Raw genomic sequence first — 19,246 nt, 5'->3', positions numbered from 1 at the left:
GATCGCGTATCACCTGGGCCTTGCCCGCTCGACGGTCGGCCGGGTGCTGGCCAGGTATGGGATGCCGAAGCTCGTGAACATCGATCAGGCCACCGGGCTGCCAGTCCGCAAGCCGACGCCGAAGCGGTACGAGGTCGCAAGACCGGGCCAGCTGATCCACGTCGACATCAAGAAGCAAGGCCGGATCCCTGATGGCGGCGGCTGGCGCGCCTTCGGCCGCCCACGGGCTGGAGCAGCATCAGGACGATCATCGCGATGAGGATGGCCGTCGTGCTCGCGCGCTCGGCATCCGACCCTCCGGCAGCGAACGCCGCCTCACGCGACACGGACGGCACCGTCACCGTGAACGTGTAGAACGCCGCCGTGCCACCCGACGTCATCAGCACGACCACAACAACGGTCGCCAGCCGTCACGAAACAGATCCGCGAGCCCCGCCGCCGCAGGACGCGTTCGCTCGCTCGGCATCCGTCGGGCGAGAACCAACGTCATGACTCCCGCGAGCGCACCCAGCCCGAACGCGACCCGCCACCCCCACGCCGAAATCTTCGGGAGGACCCGCCGAGGAGCGCCCAGGTCACTCCCGCGCGCGGCTGACCGACATCGGGCGCCGGTGCGGCGGAGTTCATGCGCTCACTGTAGAGCGTTGAGGTCAACCGGGCGACGCACGTTTCTTCGCATCCCTCGGGGCAGACCGGCAGCGGCGGTGTCGTCGCAGTTGATCCGTCCCGGGTCAGACGTTGAAGCGGAACTCCACGACGTCGCCGTCCTGCCGTCGCTCGGCTCGACTCAAGATGATGCGCGCGAGTACGGCAGTCACGAGGGCCACCAGGATCGCAACTCCGAAAGGAAACGGCCACCATCCAGGTCCCACGGCGACTGCGACTACGACCCACGGGAGCGCAGCACCAAGGGCCGCGCCGGTGGTTCCGATTCGGATCCGAGCCACGCTGCTGCGACGCAAGCCGCGATCCCATATCACCACACCAACCACGCCGCCCAAGACCCCGGCGAGGCCGGTGCCTGCGCCCAGCCCACCGCCGAGAATCACCCAATAGACGAAGCCTCCCCAGCCAGCCTGTGCGCGGTAGTCCGCGTTCCCGGCGAGGTACAGTGCAAGCCCGCAAAAGATCCCGAGCACCGCTGACACAACCATCGCCAACCCGAGGGCTGATCGGTAACGCCGCCAGATAGTGCTCACGTGCTCAGATGCCTAACTGTGACGGAACTCCACGACGTCGCCGTCCTGCATGACGTAGTCCTTGCCCTCCAGGCGCGCCTTGCCCTTCGCGCGCGCCTCGGCGACAGACCCGAGCGTGACGAGGTCGTCGAACGAGATCACCTCGGCCTTGATGAAGCCCTTCTCGAAGTCGGTGTGGATCACCCCGGCGGCCTGCGGCGCCTTCCACCCCTTGCCGATCGTCCACGCCCGCGCTTCCTTCGGACCCGCCGTCAAGTACGTCTGCAGCCCCAGCGTGTCGAAACCGATGCGCGCCAGCTGGTCGAGGCCCGACTCGTCCTGCCCGGTGGAGGCAAGCAACTCCGCCGCCTCCTCGGGGTCGAGATCGATCAGCTCCGACTCGATCTTCGCGTCGAGGAACACCGCCTTCGCCGGCGCGACGAGCGCGGCGAGCTCGGCCTTGCGGGCGGCATCCGTCAACACCGCCTCATCGACGTTGAAGACGAAGATGAACGGCTTCGCGGTGAGCAGGCCCAGCTCCTTGATGGGGGCGAGGTCGATCCCGGATGCCGAGAGCAGCACGCCGCGCTGCAGTGCATCGCGCGCCGCGACGGCGGCTTCGAGAACGGCCGGGTCGAGCTTCTTGCCGCGCACTTCCTTCTCGTAGCGGACGATCGCCTTCTCGAGCGTCTCGAGGTCGGCCAGCTGCAGCTCGGCGTTGATGGTCTCCATGTCGGATGCCGGGTCGACCTTGCCGTCCACGTGCACCACGTCGGAGTCCGCGAAGCCGCGCACCACCTGTGCGATGGCATCGGCTTCACGAATGTTCGCCAGGAACTTGTTTCCCAAGCCCTCGCCCTCGCTCGCGCCGCGCACGATGCCCGCGATGTCGACGAACGAGACGGCGGCCGGAAGGGTGCGCTCGCTGCCGAAGACCTCAGCGAGCTTGTCCAGCCGAGGATCGGGAAGATTCACGACGCCCACGTTGGGCTCGATCGTCGCGAACGGATAGTTCGCAGCGAGCACCTGGTTCTTCGTCAGTGCGTTGAACAGAGTCGACTTGCCGACATTGGGAAGACCCACGATTCCGATGGTAAGAGCCACGGGGGTCAAGTCTACGGGGGTGAGCACACCCTCCTCTCCCGCGCCGCCCTGGTTCGTCACCACATCAGACTCCCGAGTAAAGTAAGGGTCACCTATCTTCAAAAGAGAGTGCCGTTATGCCTGTGACTGTCCCTCGCCGCCTCGCGGCGGCATCCGTTCTCGTCATCGCCGCGCTGGGTCTGTCCGCCTGCGCGGGTTCCACCGCGCCCGGCGCATCCTCCTCCACGGATTCGTCCAGCCTCAGCGGCACGTCGATCACCGTCTACAACGCGCAGCACGAAGAACTCACCCAAGCGTGGGCGGACGCCTTCACGAAGAAGACCGGCATCGAGGTGGTTCTGCGTAACGGCAGCGACTCCGAGCTCGGAAACCAGATCGTTCAGGAGGGCTCCGCCTCACCGGCCGACGTCTTCCTCACCGAGAACTCCCCCGCCATGTCCCTCGTCGAGAACGCGGGGCTGCTCGCCCCGGTCGACGCCGCGACGCTGGCAAACGTCCCCACGCAGTACCGCCCCGCCAGTGGCGATTGGACAGGGATCGCAGCACGGTCGACGGTGATGGTCTACAACCCGTCACTCATCTCCTCAGACCAGCTGCCGACATCGATCATGGACTTGCAGAAGCCGGAGTGGAAGGGACGGTGGGCGGCGTCGCCCACCGGAGCGGACTTCCAGGCGATCGTCTCCGCCATCCTGCAGGAGAAGGGCGAGGACGCGACGACCGCGTGGCTCACCGCCATGAAAGAGAACGCCTCTGCGTACAAGGGCAACAGCACCGTCATGAAGGCCGTCAACGCCGGCGAGATCCCGCTCGGCGTGATCTACCACTATTACTGGTTCATCGATCAGTCCAAGACGAAGGAGAACAGCGCCAACACGAAACTGGCCTACTTCGGCCCCCAGGACCCGGGGGCGTTCGTCAGCGTTTCGGGCGGAGGAGTGCTCGCCTCGAGCAAGGACGCCGCCGCCGCGCAGCAGTTCCTCGCCTTCATCACCGGCCCGGACGGACAGCACGTTCTCCGCGACGGCACGAGCTTCGAGTATGCGATCGGCAGCGACGTCGCCTCCAACCCGGCTCTGCCGCCGCTGAGCTCTCTGCAGCCGCCGGCGATCGACCCCTCGACGCTGAACAGCAAGAAGGTCACCGACCTCATGACGGCCGCGGGGCTGATCTGAGCCTCGCCACCGCCGACCGCCCTGCGGTCAGCCCACCCGTGCAGCGGCACCGCGTGCTCACCACGCCGGTGCCGCTGCTGGCGCTCGCCGTCATCGCGGCGGCGCTGCTGCTCGTCCCCGTCGGCTTCGTCGTGTGGGTCGCCATCTCGGAGGGCTGGTCGCAGCTGAGCACCCAGGTGTTCCGCCCCCGGGTCGGCGAGCTGCTGGCCAACACCCTCGGTCTGCTCGTTCTCGCCGCGCCGCTGTGCGTCGCGGTGGGCGTCGGCGCGGCCTGGGCCGTGGAACGCACGGCCCTGCCCGGCCGGAAGATCTGGGCGATCGCGCTCGCCTCCCCGTTGGCGATGCCCGCATTCGTCGGCGGATACGGCTGGATCTCCGCCGTGCCCTCTCTTCAGGGACTCGGCGGTGGAGTGCTGATCGCGGTCGGCGCCTACTATCCGCTCGTCTACCTCCCGGCCCTGGCCACGCTCCGACGCCTCGATCCGGCGCTCGAGGAGTCGGCCCGCTCGCTCGGGCTCAGTCCGCTCGCAACCTTCTGGCGGGTCGTCCTCCCCCAACTGCGCGTGGCGATCCTCGGCGGCGGACTCGTCGTCGCGCTCCACCTGCTCGCCGAGTACGGCGCCTTCGCGCTGCTGCGCTTCGACACCTTCACCACGGCGATCGTCAGCCAGTTCCAGTCCAGCTTCGCCGGCCCCGCAGCCAACGCGCTCGGCGTCGTCCTCGCGGCCCTCTGCCTCGTGCTGCTCGTCGGTGAAGCGAGCGCTCGCGGTCGGCTGCGGTACGCGCGGATCGGACGCGGCGCCGCGCGGCCCGCCGTCCCCTACCGGCTGGGTCGGGCGGCGATCCCCGTCACGGCGGCGCTCAGCGGCATCCTAATCCTCGCCGTCGGCATTCCCGGCGCGAGCCTGCTGCGGTGGGCGCTGCGCCCCGAGGGCTGGCAGAGCATCCATCTGCTGCCGGCACTCACCCAGACCCTTCTGCTGTCGGGCGGCGGAGCGCTCGCCGCGACCGTCGTCGCCCTCCCCTGCGCCTGGTTGAGCGTGCGGCACCCCAGCCGCCTCGCCCGCGGCATCGAGGGCGCGATGTACCTGGCCAGCAGCCTGCCGACGATCATCGTCGCGCTCGCGCTGGTCACGGTGACCCTTCGCGTCGTTCCCGGGCTGTACCAGACGCCCGCAACCGTCATCGCGGCCTACGTCATCGTGTTCCTCCCCCGTGCACTGGTGAGCCTTCGCAGCGGCTTGGCGCAGGTGCCCCCGCGCCTCGAGGAAGCAGCGCAGACCCTCGGCCGGACGCGGTTCGCGGCGACGGTCGAGGTGACGGCGCCGCTGATGGCATCGTCGTTCGGTGCGGCGTTGGCCCTCGTGGGCCTCGGCTGCGCGAACGAGCTGACGGCGACCCTCCTGCTGGCACCCAGCGGAACGCGCACCCTCGCCACCCAGTTCTGGTCGGAGACCTCGAACGCCGACTTCGTCGCCGGTGCCCCGTATGCGATCATGCTCATCGTGCTGTCGGTCCCGAGCGTCGCCCTCCTTCTCGCCGATGCCCGACGGCGGAGCGATCGATGACCTCGTTGACGGTCACGGATGCCGGTGTCCGCCTCGGTGGCGATCTCGTGCTCGCCGGCGTGCACCTGTCCGTCCCCGACGGGGAGCGACTCGCGATCGTGGGCCCGTCGGGAAGCGGCAAGTCCACACTGCTGCGCGCGATCGCCGGGTTCGAGCGCATCGCGGCCGGCGAGATCCGTCTGGGCGACGAGGTCGCCGCCACGGCGACACGCCACCTGGCCCCGCATCGGCGACGGATCGGCTACGTCGCGCAGGACGGCGCTCTCTTCCCGCACCTCACCGCACGACGCAACATCGCCTTCGGGCTCCGGGGCTCAGCGAGCGGCGAGCGCGCCGGTGCGGTCGCGGCCGCCGCAGCGCTCGCCGGCATCGAGCCCGAGCTCCTCGACCGCTATCCCCACGAGATCTCCGGGGGTCAGCAGCAGCGCGTCTCTCTCGCTCGCGCTCTCGCCCCGCACCCGCGCGTGCTTCTGCTCGACGAGCCCTTCAGCGCGCTCGACACCGAACTGCGCGCGCAGGTGCGCACACAGGTCGTCGATGCGCTGACGCGGGCGCAGGTCACGAGCGTCCTCGTGACCCACGACCCCGAAGAGGCACTCGCCTTCGGGCACTCCGTCGCCGTCCTCGACGACGGACGGCTGCAGCAGGCCGGTGTGTGCGCGGACGTGTTCTCGCGTCCTGTCTCCGCATCCGTGGCGCGTCTGCTCGGCGACACGGTCCTGCTTGCGGGCGCGAAGACCGCGACCGGTGGGTTCCGCTGCCCGCTCGGCACGCTCACCGTGGAGGCCGACTTCTCCGACGGCTCATCGATGGTCGTCGCCATGGTGCGCCCGACTCAACTCAGACTGACGACGGATGCCGGGGCGGCGCCTGCCCGTGTGATCGCCATCGCGGTCGTGGGCGCGACAGCCACCGCCACGATCGCCTGTGCCGACGGCACCACGGTCGGCGTGCCGCTGCGCGCCGTCGGGTCGCCGCTGCCCGCCGTCGGCGACGACGTCCGGATCACCGTCGACGGCGGCACCGTCGTCTACGCGGCCTGACACCTCGGCGCGGCGTCCGCTCGCTCATCGGCGGATGCTGCGGAACGCCTCGGTGCGATACGGCAGGTCGACGATCTCGACCCCGTCCTCACCCCGGTGACACGACGCGGCGAAGAGCTCCTCGACCTCGCGAGGATGCGGTCCCGCTCCGAGGGCGTGGCGGTGATGACGTAACTGCGCGAGCGCACCATGGCCGCGAGCGCTGACCGCGTCAGTCGTCGCGACCATCGCCAGCTCTCATGCTCGAGCGCGCCGAAGGGTGCGGCGACGGCCGGCCCCGCGCCGGACAGAAGCTCTTCAGCGTGACTGCCCTTCATGATGGCGCCGAGGCGGGCCACCCACGGCGTGCTCACGTCGCGGATGTTCCAGACCAGACCGAGGACGCCGCCGGGCCTCAGGACGCGTCCCACCTCGGCGGATGCCGCGACCACATCGACCCAGTGCCACGCCTGACCCAAGACGACGGCGTCGACGCTCTCATCGGGAAGGTTCATGCGTTCCGCGGCGCCGATCAGCGTCTCCACGGCCGGAAGGGCCTCTCTCAGGGTGGCGAGCATCGCGGCATCCGGTTCCACGGCGATCACGTCGGCCCCCGCATCGAGCAGCGCGGCGGTGAGCTTTCCGGTACCCGCCCCGACATCCGCAACGCGCGGATGTTCACCGGCGGGAGCCAACAACCACTCCACGGCCGCCGCCGGGTACGACGGCCGGCCCGTCTGGTACTCCCCCGCCGCCGAGCCGAAGCTGAGCGCCATCTCGTCGCGTGTCGCCATGGGGCGACCCTACGCCTGCAACCTCTTGCAACCTCGACGTTCCTACCGTCGAGACATCGGGCGGAACGGCTCCGCCGAGAGGAAGTGATGTCAATGACGACTCTGACCGACACCCCTGCTGCCGCCGCGACCGAGGCGATCGCCACGACCATGCGCGCCGCGGTGGTTACCGCGCCCGGCGAGCCGCTGATCGTCTCCGACGTGCCGGTCCCGCGCCCCGGCCCCGGCCAGGCACTCGTGCGCGTGATCACCAGCGGCGTCTGCCACACCGACCTTCACGCGGCGCGCGGCGATTGGCCGGTCGCCCCGAAGGCCGATCTCATCCCCGGACACGAAGGCTACGGCGAGGTCGTCGCGCTCGGCCCCGGCGTGACGACGCTCACCGTCGGCCAGAAGGTCGGCAATGCCTGGCTGTGGTCGGCGTGCGGAACGTGCGAGTACTGCCGCACCGGATGGGAGACGCTGTGCCCGGCGCAGCAGAACGGCGGATACTCGATGGACGGGAGCTTCGGCGAGTTCATGCTCGTTGATGAGAAGTACGCCGCGCGGATCCCCGACGGCGCCGACCCGGTCGAGGTCGCCCCGATCCTCTGCGCCGGGGTCACGGTGTACAAGGGGTTGAAGATGACCTGCGTGCGACCGGGCGAGTGGGTGACCATCTCGGGCATCGGCGGGCTCGGTCACATCGCGGTGCAGTACGCACGGGCGATGGGCATGCGCGTGGCTGCCGTGGATGTCGACGACGCCAAGCTGGAACTCGCTCGCCGCCACGGCGCAGAGGTCACGGTCAACGCCGCGCAGACCGATCCCGGCGCCGCGATCTCCGAGCACACGGGAGGAACGCACGGCGTCCTCGTCACCGCGGTGCACCCTAGAGCCTTCGACCAGGCGCTCAGCGTCGTGCGGCGGGGAGCCACGATCGTCTTCAACGGTCTGCCGCCCGGGACCTTCGACGCCGACATCTTCGACATCGTGCTGCGCGCGATCACGATCCGCGGCTCGATCGTCGGAACCCGGCAGGACATGATCGAGGCGCTCGACTTCTACGCGCGCGGTCAGATCCACCCGACCGTGCACGTGGAGAACCTCGAGGACGTCAACGACATCTTCGAGCGGATGGAGAAGGGCCAGATCGACGGTCGCATCGTCATGCGGTACTGATCCGGCCGCAACGACCGGCGGGGAGCGAGCGCAGCAGGTTCGCTCCCCGCTCGGCACGTCGGGGCCACGTGCGCCCCGCGGCGCGCCTGCCGCCGCCGCGGGGCATCGACGCGCACAGTAGAGCTGTGGCCTTGGACTTCACCGCGATCGACTTCGAGACGGCGAACTCTTCGAGCGCCTCGGCGTGCGCCGTCGGTCTCACGCGTGTCCGCGATGGTCGTGTCGTCGAGACGGCGGGCTGGCTCATCAAGCCCCCGCCGGGCCACGACCGGTTCTTCGAGCTGAACATCGGCATCCACGGCATCCATCCCGAGGATGTCGTCGATGCGCCGGCGTGGGTCGACCAGCTCACCGCCCTCGACGCCTTCATCGGTGACGATGTCGTCGTGGCGCACAACGCCGGTTTCGACATGAGCGTCCTGCGACGCGCCTGCGAGGCGACGGATGCCGCGTGTCCGTCGTACCGCTACCTGTGCAGCCTGCAGATCGCCCGCAAGACCTACGACCTCGCCTCGTATCGACTGCCCTCGGTAGCCGCTGCTGCGGGCTTCCTCGACTTCGCCCACCACGACGCCGCGTCCGACGCGCTCGCCTGCGCGCACATCATGATCGACGCGGCGGCCCGTGCCGGTGTGCACGACGTCGTCGAACTCGCCATGCTGCTCGGCGTGCGCGTCCCCCGCCTCGCCGGCAGCGGTCGGCTCACACCCGTCGCCGGCCCGGTCGGCTGAACGGCCCCTCACGCGGACTCACCGCGCGGCGCCCGTCGATGTCGGAGGGGTGCGCCACTGTGGAGTCATGGACGCCTTCATCGTCATCGTCGTCGGAGTTCTCTGCCTGATCGCCGGCGCCGTCGGAGGTTGGATCACCGCCGGCGCGCGCGCCGCAGAGCGCACCGCGCGCGAGAACGCAGATCTGGCGGCACGGCTGGCTGCCGCGGAGACCTCCGCTCGCGCCCTGAACGTGCAGCTCGAGCATGAGCGCACGCTCACCCGGGATCTCGGCGCTCAGGCCCGTGCTGACCTCAGCGCGCAGCAGGAACGTGAACGCCGCGATCAACTGGTCCTTCGCGCGCTGGCGCCGGTGCAGGAGTCCCTGCAGACGATGCAGCAGAAGGTGACCGACCTCGAACGCGATCGCCAGAGTCAGTACGGCTCTCTCGTCGAGCAGCTGCGCGCGGCCCGCGCCAGCGATGAGGCGCTCCGGGCGACCACCGAGTCCCTCGCGGGCGCCCTGCGTTCCAACGTGACACGCGGCGTCTGGGGCGAGACGCAGTTGCGGCGCGTGGTCGAATCAGCGGGGCTGAGCCGCTACGTCGACTTCGATCTGCAGACGTCGGTGACCTCCCACGCCGGCGATGGCAGACCCGACATGATCGTTCGCCTGCCGGGCGGCATGTCGCTGGCGGTCGACGCCAAGGTGCCGCTCGATGCCTATATCGAAGCATCGGCGATTGCGATCACCGCGACCGGCGAGGAGGCCACCCGTCGTGCGGGTCTGCTCCAACGTCATGTGCGGGCCGTCCGCGCCCATGTCGACGCACTCGCCAAGAAGTCGTACTGGTCGGGACTGGACTCGAGCCCGGAGTTCGTCGTGTGCTTCCTGCCCAACGAGGCGTTGCTCGCGACCGCACTCGAGGAGGATCCGACGCTGCTCGATCACGCGTTCCGCCAGCGTGTGGCGCTCGCCTCTCCCGTGAACCTGTGGGCCGTCCTGAAGACGGTGGCCTACACCTGGACCCAGCAGGAGGTCTCCACGGAGGCCCGCCGCCTCTTCGAGCTGGGAACCGAGCTGTACCAGCGGCTGGGAGGACTTGCCGGGCACGCCGAGGATCTCCGCCGCGCCATCGAGCGAACGGTCGACACCTATAACCGCTTCACCGGATCACTCGAGTCGCGCGTTCTCGTCACGGCACGGAAGTTCCCCGGGATCGACGAGACGAAGCTGGATGCCGCGGCTGCTCCCGCGTCGATCGAGAAGACACCGCGAAAGCTCGTCGCCCCGGAGCTGATGGTGGACTCGGCCGACGCCGACGCCGACGAAGCCGCAACGGGTATCGCAGCAGATCTCGGCTCGCTCAGGGACCGGCTGTGAACGGAGGCGCGCTCAGACGGGAAACAGGTTGAGCAGCCCGACGACAGACAGGGAGACCGCGACGAACGCGCCGATCATCCACCACGCACTGACCTGGTGACCATCCGGCATCCGGCGACGCAACAGCACGTCGGGTCGGCGTGCGGGGTCCACGGGAACGCTCACCTGACCCGTTCTGGGACTGCTGGATGCTGCGGACATGTGACCCCCGGACTGCGTGGAAACGTCTGTGTCGCCGGTGACACCGTTGCCCATTGTGCCAGAGGTACGGCTGTCGCGTCGCCCATACCGGGCGCGCCGCGCCGATGATCTGGTCCGCGCTCAGAGCCACTTCGACGTGAGATGCTCCGAGGAGATGCGCCGCAGCGTGCCCGAAGCCCCCCGCAGAACGACGCTCTCCGTATAGACGAAGTCGCCGTCGCGGCGAACACCGGCGACGAGTTCACCGTTCGTGACGCCGGTGGCCACGAAGATCGTGTTGCGCCCGGTGACCAGTTCGTCGGCCTCGTAGACGTACCCGTCGAGCTTCAGACCCGCATCGGTTCCGCGCTGCTTCTCGTCGTCGTCGCGCGGCCAGAGACGTCCTTGAATGTGGCCGCCGAGCGCCTTGATCGCGCAGGTGGTCGCGACGCCTTCGGGGCTGCCTCCGATGCCGATGCACATGTCGGTACGGGCGTTGTGCCGTGCCGCATTGATTCCGCCGGCGACGTCACCGTCGCTCATCAGCCGCGTTCCGGCGCCGGCTTCGCGGATCTCCTCGATGAGTCGGGCATGGCGCGGCCGGTTGAGCACCGAGACCACGAGCTCGTCGACCGGCTTGCCGAGCGCTTTTGCCAGCAGGCGGATGTTCTCTCCGACGGGAAGGCGAATGTCCACGACGCCCACTCCGGCGGGACCCGTGACGATCTTGTCCATGTAGAACACGCTGGACGCATCCAGCATGGAGCCGCGGTCGGAGACGGCGAGGACGGAGAGGGCGTTGTTGCGGCCTTCGGCGGTCAGCGACGTTCCGTCGATAGGATCGACGGCGACGTCGCACTGGGGGCCGCGCCCCGTTCCCACGTGTTCACCGTTGAAGAGCATGGGGGCATTGTCTTTCTCGCCCTCCCCGATGACGATGACGCCGTCGAAGTTCACCGTGGTCAGGAATGCCCGCATGGCGTCGACGGCCGCCCCGTCCGCCTTCTCTTTCTGTCCGCGACCGATGAACGGCACGGAGCGAATGGCCGCCGCCTCGGTTGCGCGCACCAATTCCATCGCCAGGTTTCGGTCGGGGTGCAAAGGGCTCATGTCCGCGGTCAGGCTCACCATGACGCCAGCCTAGGCGGCTCCGCGTCGCAGACGCGGTGTTTTCAGCCAATGCCTGAGGAAGGATGTGCACTTCTTATCGCTGTGGCAAGGCCGACCCGGCGCTTTTGCCTGGCGGGGGCCTCACCGACGTCGCTGGTGCTTCGATAGGCTGTGCCAGGAATCCCCGCAGAACTGAGGAGCAGAAATGCCTGTCGCCACCCCTGAGCAATACGCCGAGATGCTGGACCGCGCGAAGGCCGGTGGCTACGCGTTCCCCGCGATCAACGCCGCCAGCTCGCAGTCGATCAACGCGATCCTGCAGGGTCTGACCGAAGCCGGATCCGACGGCATCATCCAGGTGACCACCGGCGGAGCCGACTATTTCGCGGGCCACACCGTGAAGGGTCGCGCCACCGGTGCGCTCGCGTTCGCGAAGTTCGCGACCGAGGTCGCCAAGAACTACCCGATCACGGTGGCGCTGCACACCGACCACTGCCCCAAGCCCGCCCTCGAGGACTTCGTGCTCCCGCTGATCGCGGCATCCGAGGAGGAGGTCCGCGCCGGTCGCAACCCCATCTTCCAGTCGCACATGTGGGACGGGTCGGCTGTTGCGCTCGACGAGAACATCGCCATCGCGAAGGAGTTGCTGCCTCGCATGAAGAACATCAACGCGATTCTCGAGGTCGAGATCGGCGTGGTCGGCGGCGAAGAGGACGGCGTCAAGCACGAGGGCTCCAACGAGGCGCTCTACACGACCACCGCCGACGTGTCTCGATTCGTCGAGGCGCTCGGCCTCGGCGAGAACGGCCGCTATATCGCCGCTCTGACGTTCGGCAATGTGCACGGCGTCTACAAGCCCGGCAACGTGAAGCTGCGCCCCGAGCTGCTCGGCGAGATCCAGGCGGGCATCGCGGAGCGCTTCGGCACCGACGCGAAGCCCCTCGACCTGGTCTTCCACGGTGGCAGCGGCTCGACGCCGGAGGAGATCGCGACCGCCGTGGCCAACGGTGTCGTCAAGATGAACATCGACACCGACACGCAGTACGCCTTCACCCGTTCGGTCGCCGGCTTCATGTTCAGCAACTACGACGGCGTGTTGAAGGTCGACGGCGAGGTGGGCAACAAGAAGGTCTACGACCCGCGTGCCTGGGGCAAGGTGGCCGAGACGGCCATGGCCGCTCGCGTCGTCGAGGCGACACAGCAGCTCGGTTCGGCTGGTCACTCCATCAGCCTCTGATCCGCATCGAAGACGCCCCCGGAGCTCACGTCTCCGGGGGCGTTTCTCGTCGGTATCCGGCGCCGCGATGTGCGGTGCCGCGCCGCGCTGAAGGCGGGTGCGGTCGCTGCGATCAGGCAGGGTCGACGTACGCGTCGAGCAGTCCCGGAGCACCGTCGGGCACGCGGATCACCCGGATGGGATCGCCCGCGCGGACGGAGCCCGTACGCACGACGCGCAGGTAGGGACCGAGCCGCCGTTCTGCCGAGAACCGCCGCACCCAGCCGCGTTCCGCCGACCGGTCGACGGTGCGCACCCAGCGGGCGAAGGTCTGGCACGGTGTCCGCGGCATCGTCACCTCGACGACGGCCGTCTCCCCGATCCGCCACTGCTCGCCGATACGGGCACGATTGACGTCGAGCCCCTCGACACGGAGGTTCTCGCCGAACCATCCGGGCGGGAGAGGCGCCCGCAGCTGCGTCTCCCAGAACTCGGCGTCCTCCTGCGCGTACGCATACAGAGCCTTGTCCAGGCCACCATGGTGCTTCCGATTCGCCTGCACATCGGCATACGCGCCGTAGCGTCCGAGGCGCACCGCCCCGTCGACCGCGGCCTTATCGATCGCTGTCACACCGAGTGATCCGGCGTCAGGGCGCAGCGCCCGTACGACGCAGACGGCGAGAAGGCGCCCCGTGTCGCTCATCGGGCGAAGTGGGTGACGATTGCAGGGTCGCCGAGCAGCGGCACCGTCAGGCACACCGTGGCGAGGATGAAGGTCACGATCGCCCCGGCGAGGGGAATCCACCATGACAGGCGACGCGCACGCAGCGACACCCACGACAGCAACGCGGTGAGCATCCACCCGCCGATGAAGACGAAGGCGCCGATACGACCCCACAGCTCGCCCTGCGCCGTGTTGGTGAAGGTCGCGTCGATGCCGGCCACCTGCATCCAGGTCTGTGCGAACCCGGAGAAGTCCCACAGCTGCGGCACCGCGCTGACGACGGTCACGAGACCGTACACGAGAAGGGCGAACGTGATGATGCGGTCCGCGGCGCGCGTCGGGCGCGCGGCAGCCGTCGTGGCGGGCGCGGTGGGCGGGTGCGCGCGGCTCGGCACCGTGTGCGGCAGCGCCGGATGCGGCGAGACGGAAGCCGTCTCGGGCTGCTGGATGCGCGCCCGCTGCTCCTCCGGGCTCGCATACTCGCCGTACTGCGGACGCGGGCGCGGCGTCTGCGCGTGCGTCGACGATCCGGTCGGGTCGGTCATCCGCGCGACCGCCCGCCCAGTGCACGGTCGTCCCGACGTCCACTCGCATCCTGGCGGAGCTCCTTGGGAAGCGAGAACATCAGATCCTCCTCCGCCGTCCGCACCTGCTCGACGTCGGCATAGCCGGCGCCCGCGAGGTCGGCCAGCACCTCTTGCACGAGCACCTCGGGCACCGAGGCGCCGCTGGTGACGCCCACCGTCTCGACGCCGTCGAGCCAGTCCTGCTGGATCTCGTGGGCGTAGTCGACGCGGTAGGCCGCCTTCGCCCCGTACTCCAGCGCCACCTCGACGAGTCGGACCGAGTTGGAGGAGTTCGCCGAACCGACGACGATGACGAGGTCGGCATCCTTGGCGACCTTCTTGATGGCGACCTGGCGGTTCTGCGTGGCGTAGCAGATGTCGTCCGACGGCGGATCCTGAAGCTCGGGAAAACGCTCGCGCAGACGGCGAACCGTCTCCATGGTCTCGTCGACCGAGAGCGTCGTCTGCGACAGCCAGACGACCTTCGCCGGATCTTTCACGACGACCCGATCGGCTTCCTCGGGCGAGTTGACGACGGTGACGTGGTCGGGGGCCTCTCCTGCCGTTCCCTCGACCTCTTCATGGCCGTCGTGGCCGATGAGCAGGATCTCGAAGTCGTCGCGGGCGAAGCGCACCGCCTCGCGGTGCACCTTCGTCACGAGGGGACAGGTGGCGTCGATGGCCTGAAGGCCCCGATCGGATGCCGTGTTCACGACAGCGGGCGAGACGCCGTGCGCGCTGAAGACGACGTGGGCGCCTTCGGGCACCTCGTCGACCTCCTCGACGAAGACGGCCCCCTTCGCCTCGAGCTCGGTGACGACGTGGATGTTGTGCACGATCTGCTTGCGCACGTAGACGGGCGCGCCGTAGCGCTCCAGCGCCTTCTCGACCGCGATCACTGCGCGGTCGACGCCGGCGCAGTACCCTCGCGGCGAGGCGAGGAGCACCCGCTTGTGTCCGGGGACCGGGTTATCCTGAAGCCGTCCGAGCGGGCCTGGAACATGGGGCGTCGGAAGACGGATGGCTGTGCTGCTCACCCCTTGATTCTAGGGAGAGCGGGCTGAGTGAGGGCCGCATGCGCGCGGCGGAAAGGCATCGATGGCATCGTTCGCGTCCGCTCCCGGGCACGTCCCTCCCCCCGATGCGGTCGCACCGCGAGAGTCGCGCGCGGACGCACCGACGTCGGTCTCGCGTCTGAACGAGACCATCCGCGGGTTCGTCTCGACGTGGGGATCCGTCTGGGTCGAGGGTGAGATCACCGCATGGAACCTTCGCGGCGGACACGTCTTCGGGCGTTTGAAGGACGCGAACGGCGACGCGATGCTCTCGTTCCGTCTGTGGTCATCGACCCTGCAGCGCCTGCCCGACGACCTCAAGGTCGGCGACCTCGTGGTGGCGTGCGTGAAGAGCGACTTCTTCGTGAAGACCGGGGACTTCACCTTCACCGTCTCCGCGATGCGCCACACGGGCCTCGGCGATCAGCTCGAGCGACTCGAGAAGCTCCGCGGGCAGCTCCGGGCGGAGGGGCTGTTCGACCCCGCCCGCAAGAAGCGCCTCCCCTTTCTCCCGCAACTCGTCGGCCTCATCACCGGTGAGCGCAGCGACGCCGAGAAGGATGTTCACCGCAACGCCGAACTGCGCTGGCCGGGCGTCCGCTTCCGCACGATCCACGCCGCCGTCCAGGGCGAGCGCTGCGTTCCCGAAACGATCGCGGCGCTCACGGCGCTCGACGCCGACCCGGAGGTCGACGTGATCATCATCGCCCGCGGCGGCGGCGATCCGCAGACCCTGCTCGGCTTCAGCGATGAACGCCTGGTGCGTGCGGTGGCCGCGGCATCCACCCCGGTCGTCTCCGCGATCGGCCACGAGAACGACCATCCCCTGCTCGACGACGTCGCGGACGTGCGGGCGTCGACACCGACGGATGCCGCCAAGCGGGTCGTTCCCGACGTCGCGGAGCAGCGCGCGCTCGTCAACCAGCTGCGCTCGCGCGCGCGCACCCGTCTGACGCAGCGGGTCGGGCACGATATCGCCCAGCTCGAACAGCTGCGCTCGCGTCCCGTGCTGCGCGCGCCCGAGTCGCTGCTCACACCCCGCACCCACGAGCTCTGGACCCTCGTCTCGCGCGGCCGCGACCTCGTGCACCGACGGATGGATGCCGCGGAACGCACGACGGCGCAGCTGCGCGCGTCCCTGCGCGCCCTCTCCCCCGGTGCGACGCTCGAGCGTGGCTACGCCATCGCGCATCTGGAGGCCGGCGTCATCGTCCGCGACGCTCGTCAGGTACCGGCCGGCACCGCGGTGACAGTGACCGTCGCGGAGGGCTCATTCACCGCCCGCTCGGAGGGCCCGCTCGCAGAAGACGTCGGCGGGTCGGCCTAGAATGGACGCCATGACCAGCGACACGGCCACCGACGTCGCCGATCTGTCCTTCGAGCAGGCCCGGGACGAACTCGTCCGTGTCGTCGCCGAACTCGAGCAGGGCGCCCCGACCCTCGAGCAGTCGCTCGCCCTCTGGACCCGGGGCGAGGCTCTCGCTGCGCGGTGCGAGGAGTGGCTGCTCGGCGCGAAGCGGCTTCTCGATGCCGCCCGTCCCGCGGACGCGGACTCGTGATGGCATCGGCTCCTCGCATCGTCGCGGAACTCGGCCGTCCCGAGACACCCGCCGAGACCGCCGACCGCAAGGCGGCCGCGTCGCGGGCCTACCGCCAGAGCAAGACCTTCCGCAACCTGGTGGCTGCCCTCCTCGTCACGATGGCCGTCGTCGCCGTGGTCTACTTCGGCGTGCCCCGCGGTTCGCTTCCCGACCCCGAGGAAGCGGACGTGGCCGCAGCCGCGCAGAGCGCGTCGGCATCCATCGGCCATCCCCTCCTGGTTCCTGTCGTCCCCGAGAACTGGCGCGCCAACTCGGCGCGACTGGAGGGCTCGATGTGGCGCGTCGTGTATGCACCGCCGAGCGGCTACGTGCGCGTGGCACAGGGCGTCGACGCCGACGCCGGATGGGCGACGAAGGTGCTGGGCGGGTTCGCGCCCTCCGGCAGCGTCACCATCGACGGGATCGCCTGGGACGAGTACACGATCCCTGCCGCCGCCCGCACCGACACGGTCTCGTACGCCATCTCGACGAGTGCCGGCTCCGACACGGTGCTGATCTACGGGGCGACCGACGCCGCAACGGCCGCCGTCGCGGCGTCGGGCGTCACCGATCAGATTCTGACCATGCGCGAGGAGAAGAGATGAACGCAACCGTCCGCCCCACCCCTTCGCTCGTCTGGGAGGAGATGCTCGAGGGCAACGCCCGTTTCGTCGCAGGTGAGCCGCGCCATCCGCGACAGGACGTCGAGCGGCGCAACGAGCTCGCTGCCGCCCAGACCCCGCGGGCCGCGCTGTTCGGCTGTGCGGATTCACGCCTGGCGGCGGAGATCATCTTCGATCAGGGCCTCGGCGACCTGTTCGTCGTCCGTAACGCCGGCCAGGTCGCCTCGGACTCCGCGGTGGCCAGCCTGGAGTATGCCGTCGCGGCGCTGGATGTCTCGCTCATCATCGTGCTCGCACACGACGCGTGCGGTGCCGTGCGCGCCGCGATCGACTCCACCGCACTCGGCTCCCCCGAACTCCCCCCGCACATCTGGCGCCTGATCGCGCGCATCGTGCCGGCGGCACGCACCGTGCTCCGCGATGCCGGCGGCGAGGTCGACCCGCGGGAGCTGGACGCCGAAGACGTCGGACGGGAGCACCTCAAGAACACGGTCGACGACCTGCTCTCCTCGTCGCGGCTCATCGCCGACGCCGTCGCCGAGGGCCGACTGGGCATCGTGGGCGCGAACTACCGGCTGAGCGAGGGCACGGCGGTGCCGCACGTCGCCGTAGGCCTCCAGACGGCCTGAGCCGGGCGCCCGGCCGACACCACAACCGAAGACGCACAGGAAACGAGGACGTGACCGCAATGACCGAGACCACCGAGTACCGCATCGAACACGACACGATGGGCGAGGTGCGCGTGCCGAAGGACGCTCTCTACGCCGCACAGACCCAGCGCGCCGTGGAGAACTTCCCGATCTCGGGCACCGGGCTGGAGTCGACGCAGATCGCCGCGCTTGCGCGCATCAAGAAGGCCGCGGCGCTGGCCAACAAGGAACTTGGAACCCTTGATGGCGCGATCGCCGATGCGATCGCGGCTGCCGCCGACGACGTCATCACCGGTCGATACGACGCCCACTTCCCCGTGGACACATACCAGACGGGATCGGGCACCTCGTCGAACATGAACATGAACGAGGTACTCGCCTCACTCGCGACGCAGAAGCTCGGCGCGCCGGTGCATCCGAACGATCACGTCAATGCATCGCAGTCGTCCAACGACGTCTTCCCGACCTCCGTCCACATCGCCGTCACACAGGCGCTCATCGACGACCTCATCCCCGCCCTCGACCACCTCGCTGTCGCCCTGGAGGCGAAGGCGCTCCTGTGGAAGGACGCCGTGAAGTCGGGCCGCACGCACCTCATGGATGCGACTCCCGTGACCCTCGGGCAGGAGTTCGGGGGGTATGCGCGCCAGATCCGCCTCGGCATCGAGCGGGTGCGTGCCGTGCTTCCCCGCGTGGGCGAGGTGCCGTTGGGCGGCACGGCCGTCGGCACCGGCATCAACACACCACTCGGCTTCCCGCAGAAGGTCATCGCGCTCCTGGCCGAAGAGACCGAACTTCCCATCACCGAAGCGCACGACCACTTCGAGGCGCAGGCCAACCGCGACGGCCTGGTCGAGGCATCCGGCGCCCTGCGCACGATCGCGGTCTCGCTGACGAAGATCAATAACGACCTGCGATGGATGGGATCGGGCCCCAACACCGGCCTCGGCGAGTTGCACATCCCCGACCTGCAGCCCGGGTCCTCGATCATGCCCGGCAAGGTGAACCCGGTCGTCCCCGAGGCGACCCTCATGGTGTGCGCGCGCGTGATCGGCAACGACGCGACGGTGGCCTGGGCGGGCGCATCCGGCTCGTTCGAGCTGAACGTCGCGATCCCGGTCATGGGCACGGCCCTGCTGGAGTCGATCCGCCTGCTGTCGAACGCGATGCGCGTGCTGGCCGACAAGACGGTCGACGGTCTGGAAGCGAACCTCGAGCGCGCCGCCGCCTTCGCCGGGATGTCGCCGTCGATCGTGACCCCGCTCAACAAGCTCATCGGCTACGAAGCGGCGGCGAAGATCGCCAAGCACGCCGTCGCCAAGGGCATCACGGTGCGCGAGGCTGTGATCGACCTCGGCTACGTCGAAAGAGGAGAGCTGACCGAGGAGCAACTCGACACGAAGCTCGACCTTCTGTCGATGACGCACCCCGGCTGATCGCCTGCTC

Annotated in this window: 20 protein-coding genes and 1 pseudogene; 13 read left to right on the top strand and 8 right to left on the bottom strand. The window is 69.2% G+C overall.

The window, feature by feature from the left end; genetic code table 11:
* Positions 1-220: pseudogene (locus ABS64_RS07935) on the top strand (IS481 family transposase); the annotation flags it as partial.
* Positions 221-731: 511 nt separating this feature from the next.
* Here ABS64_RS07935 and ABS64_RS07930 read toward each other — a convergent pair.
* Complete coding sequence (locus ABS64_RS07930) at positions 732-1,199, bottom strand: hypothetical protein (RefSeq protein ID WP_288119666.1); 468 nt, start codon at positions 1,197-1,199, stop codon at positions 732-734.
* 12 nt (positions 1,200-1,211) lie between these two features.
* Complete coding sequence (gene ychF, locus ABS64_RS07925) at positions 1,212-2,282, bottom strand: redox-regulated ATPase YchF (RefSeq protein WP_292682498.1); 1,071 nt, start codon at positions 2,280-2,282, stop codon at positions 1,212-1,214.
* A 116-nt stretch (positions 2,283-2,398) separates the two neighbouring features.
* Here ychF and ABS64_RS07920 point away from each other — a divergent pair, with 116 nt between their 5' ends.
* From ABS64_RS07920 to ABS64_RS07910, 3 genes are read left to right on the top strand one after another with little or no spacing between them, the layout of a single operon-like run.
* The gene (locus ABS64_RS07920; RefSeq protein WP_292682496.1) at positions 2,399-3,457 is read left to right on the top strand and encodes an iron ABC transporter substrate-binding protein; all 1,059 of its coding nucleotides are present in this window, start codon (positions 2,399-2,401) and stop codon (positions 3,455-3,457) included.
* Between the two features lie 53 nt (positions 3,458-3,510).
* Positions 3,511-5,025 carry an iron ABC transporter permease gene (locus ABS64_RS07915; RefSeq protein WP_061682915.1) on the top strand — a complete coding sequence of 505 codons (1,515 nt, stop codon included), beginning with the start codon at positions 3,511-3,513 and terminating at the stop codon, positions 5,023-5,025.
* Positions 5,022-6,068 carry an ABC transporter ATP-binding protein gene (locus tag ABS64_RS07910; RefSeq protein ID WP_292682493.1) on the top strand — a complete coding sequence of 349 codons (1,047 nt, stop codon included), beginning with the start codon at positions 5,022-5,024 and terminating at the stop codon, positions 6,066-6,068. The genes ABS64_RS07915 and ABS64_RS07910 overlap by 4 nt, the downstream gene beginning before the upstream one ends.
* Here the strand turns inward: ABS64_RS07910 and ABS64_RS07905 are convergent.
* Complete coding sequence (locus ABS64_RS07905) at positions 6,056-6,841, bottom strand: class I SAM-dependent methyltransferase (protein WP_292682490.1); 786 nt, start codon at positions 6,839-6,841, stop codon at positions 6,056-6,058. The two genes, ABS64_RS07910 and ABS64_RS07905, sit on opposite strands and share 13 nt — an antisense overlap.
* Positions 6,842-6,934: 93 nt before the next feature.
* On the opposite strand from ABS64_RS07905, the gene adhP reads away from it, so the two are divergent.
* The 3 genes from adhP to ABS64_RS07890 all read left to right on the top strand — a co-directional run bounded on the left by adhP (position 6,935) and on the right by ABS64_RS07890 (position 10,096).
* A complete protein-coding gene (gene adhP / locus ABS64_RS07900) occupies positions 6,935-8,002 on the top strand; it encodes an alcohol dehydrogenase AdhP (RefSeq protein ID WP_036284854.1) in 1,068 nt (355 codons plus the stop codon).
* A gap of 125 nt (positions 8,003-8,127) precedes the next feature.
* Positions 8,128-8,733: a 3'-5' exonuclease gene (locus tag ABS64_RS07895; RefSeq protein WP_016464690.1), complete on the top strand. Its 606-nt coding sequence runs from the start codon at positions 8,128-8,130 to the stop codon at positions 8,731-8,733.
* A gap of 67 nt (positions 8,734-8,800) precedes the next feature.
* Complete coding sequence (locus ABS64_RS07890) at positions 8,801-10,096, top strand: DNA recombination protein RmuC (RefSeq protein ID WP_036284852.1); 1,296 nt, start codon at positions 8,801-8,803, stop codon at positions 10,094-10,096.
* A gap of 12 nt (positions 10,097-10,108) precedes the next feature.
* On the opposite strand, the gene ABS64_RS07885 is transcribed toward ABS64_RS07890, so the two are convergent.
* Together ABS64_RS07885 and glpX are read right to left on the bottom strand one after the other, a co-directional pair.
* The gene (locus ABS64_RS07885) at positions 10,109-10,261 is read right to left on the bottom strand and encodes a hypothetical protein (protein WP_292682482.1); all 153 of its coding nucleotides are present in this window, start codon (positions 10,259-10,261) and stop codon (positions 10,109-10,111) included.
* Between the two features lie 156 nt (positions 10,262-10,417).
* A complete protein-coding gene (gene glpX / locus ABS64_RS07880; protein WP_016464688.1) occupies positions 10,418-11,407 on the bottom strand; it encodes a class II fructose-bisphosphatase in 990 nt (329 codons plus the stop codon).
* Between the two features lie 184 nt (positions 11,408-11,591).
* Here glpX and fbaA point away from each other — a divergent pair, with 184 nt between their 5' ends.
* The gene (gene fbaA / locus ABS64_RS07875; protein ID WP_292682478.1) at positions 11,592-12,623 is read left to right on the top strand and encodes a class II fructose-bisphosphate aldolase; all 1,032 of its coding nucleotides are present in this window, start codon (positions 11,592-11,594) and stop codon (positions 12,621-12,623) included.
* 112 nt (positions 12,624-12,735) lie between these two features.
* Here the strand turns inward: fbaA and ABS64_RS07870 are convergent, their stop codons facing one another.
* From ABS64_RS07870 to ABS64_RS07860, 3 genes are read right to left on the bottom strand one after another with little or no spacing between them, the layout of a single operon-like run.
* On the bottom strand, positions 12,736-13,305 hold the full coding sequence (locus ABS64_RS07870; RefSeq protein WP_292682476.1) for an MOSC domain-containing protein: 570 nt from the start codon (positions 13,303-13,305) through the stop codon (positions 12,736-12,738).
* The gene (locus ABS64_RS07865) at positions 13,302-13,871 is read right to left on the bottom strand and encodes a DUF6264 family protein (RefSeq protein WP_288121770.1); all 570 of its coding nucleotides are present in this window, start codon (positions 13,869-13,871) and stop codon (positions 13,302-13,304) included. The genes ABS64_RS07870 and ABS64_RS07865 overlap by 4 nt, the downstream gene beginning before the upstream one ends.
* Positions 13,868-14,929 (bottom strand): 4-hydroxy-3-methylbut-2-enyl diphosphate reductase, encoded by a 1,062-nt coding sequence (locus ABS64_RS07860; RefSeq protein WP_288121769.1) that lies wholly within the window; start codon positions 14,927-14,929, stop codon positions 13,868-13,870. The genes ABS64_RS07865 and ABS64_RS07860 overlap by 4 nt, the downstream gene beginning before the upstream one ends.
* A 61-nt stretch (positions 14,930-14,990) precedes the next feature.
* On the opposite strand from ABS64_RS07860, the gene xseA reads away from it, so the two are divergent.
* Genes xseA through ABS64_RS07835 form a run of 5 tightly spaced genes read left to right on the top strand, consistent with a single transcriptional unit; the run spans position 14,991 to position 19,236 of the window.
* Complete coding sequence (gene xseA, locus ABS64_RS07855; protein WP_292682472.1) at positions 14,991-16,274, top strand: exodeoxyribonuclease VII large subunit; 1,284 nt, start codon at positions 14,991-14,993, stop codon at positions 16,272-16,274.
* 1 nt (position 16,275) lies between these two features.
* Complete coding sequence (locus ABS64_RS07850; protein ID WP_005052590.1) at positions 16,276-16,506, top strand: exodeoxyribonuclease VII small subunit; 231 nt, start codon at positions 16,276-16,278, stop codon at positions 16,504-16,506.
* Complete coding sequence (locus tag ABS64_RS07845) at positions 16,506-17,132, top strand: DUF4245 family protein (RefSeq protein WP_288121767.1); 627 nt, start codon at positions 16,506-16,508, stop codon at positions 17,130-17,132. Before ABS64_RS07850 ends, ABS64_RS07845 begins: the two co-directional genes overlap by 1 nt.
* Positions 17,129-17,779 carry a carbonic anhydrase gene (locus ABS64_RS07840; protein ID WP_288121766.1) on the top strand — a complete coding sequence of 217 codons (651 nt, stop codon included), beginning with the start codon at positions 17,129-17,131 and terminating at the stop codon, positions 17,777-17,779. The genes ABS64_RS07845 and ABS64_RS07840 overlap by 4 nt, the downstream gene beginning before the upstream one ends.
* Before the next feature lie 59 nt (positions 17,780-17,838).
* Positions 17,839-19,236: a class II fumarate hydratase gene (locus tag ABS64_RS07835; protein ID WP_039412314.1), complete on the top strand. Its 1,398-nt coding sequence runs from the start codon at positions 17,839-17,841 to the stop codon at positions 19,234-19,236.
* The last annotated feature ends 10 nt before the right edge of the window (positions 19,237-19,246 follow it).

The organism is Microbacterium sp. SCN 69-37 (genome assembly GCF_001724435.1).
GTDB classification, from domain to species: domain Bacteria; phylum Actinomycetota; class Actinomycetes; order Actinomycetales; family Microbacteriaceae; genus Microbacterium; species Microbacterium laevaniformans.
The sequence above is the reverse complement of the archived record's forward strand: the minus strand, read 5'-3'. Positions and strand labels throughout refer to the sequence as shown.

Coding starts and splice junctions, on each gene's coding strand:
- ABS64_RS07870 (WP_292682476.1), bottom strand. CDS start 13,305: ATGAGCGACACGGGGCGCCTTCTCGCCGTCTGCGTCGTACGGGCGCTG.
- ABS64_RS07920 (WP_292682496.1), top strand. CDS start 2,399: ATGCCTGTGACTGTCCCTCGCCGCCTCGCGGCGGCATCCGTTCTCGTC.
- ABS64_RS07850 (WP_005052590.1), top strand. CDS start 16,276: ATGGACGCCATGACCAGCGACACGGCCACCGACGTCGCCGATCTGTCC.
- fbaA (WP_292682478.1), top strand. CDS start 11,592: ATGCCTGTCGCCACCCCTGAGCAATACGCCGAGATGCTGGACCGCGCG.
- ABS64_RS07835 (WP_039412314.1), top strand. CDS start 17,839: ATGACCGAGACCACCGAGTACCGCATCGAACACGACACGATGGGCGAG.
- xseA (WP_292682472.1), top strand. CDS start 14,991: ATGGCATCGTTCGCGTCCGCTCCCGGGCACGTCCCTCCCCCCGATGCG.
- ABS64_RS07840 (WP_288121766.1), top strand. CDS start 17,129: ATGAACGCAACCGTCCGCCCCACCCCTTCGCTCGTCTGGGAGGAGATG.
- ABS64_RS07910 (WP_292682493.1), top strand. CDS start 5,022: ATGACCTCGTTGACGGTCACGGATGCCGGTGTCCGCCTCGGTGGCGAT.
- ABS64_RS07890 (WP_036284852.1), top strand. CDS start 8,801: ATGGACGCCTTCATCGTCATCGTCGTCGGAGTTCTCTGCCTGATCGCC.
- glpX (WP_016464688.1), bottom strand. CDS start 11,407: ATGGTGAGCCTGACCGCGGACATGAGCCCTTTGCACCCCGACCGAAAC.
- ABS64_RS07905 (WP_292682490.1), bottom strand. CDS start 6,841: ATGGCGACACGCGACGAGATGGCGCTCAGCTTCGGCTCGGCGGCGGGG.
- ABS64_RS07865 (WP_288121770.1), bottom strand. CDS start 13,871: ATGACCGACCCGACCGGATCGTCGACGCACGCGCAGACGCCGCGCCCG.
- ABS64_RS07845 (WP_288121767.1), top strand. CDS start 16,506: ATGGCATCGGCTCCTCGCATCGTCGCGGAACTCGGCCGTCCCGAGACA.
- adhP (WP_036284854.1), top strand. CDS start 6,935: ATGACGACTCTGACCGACACCCCTGCTGCCGCCGCGACCGAGGCGATC.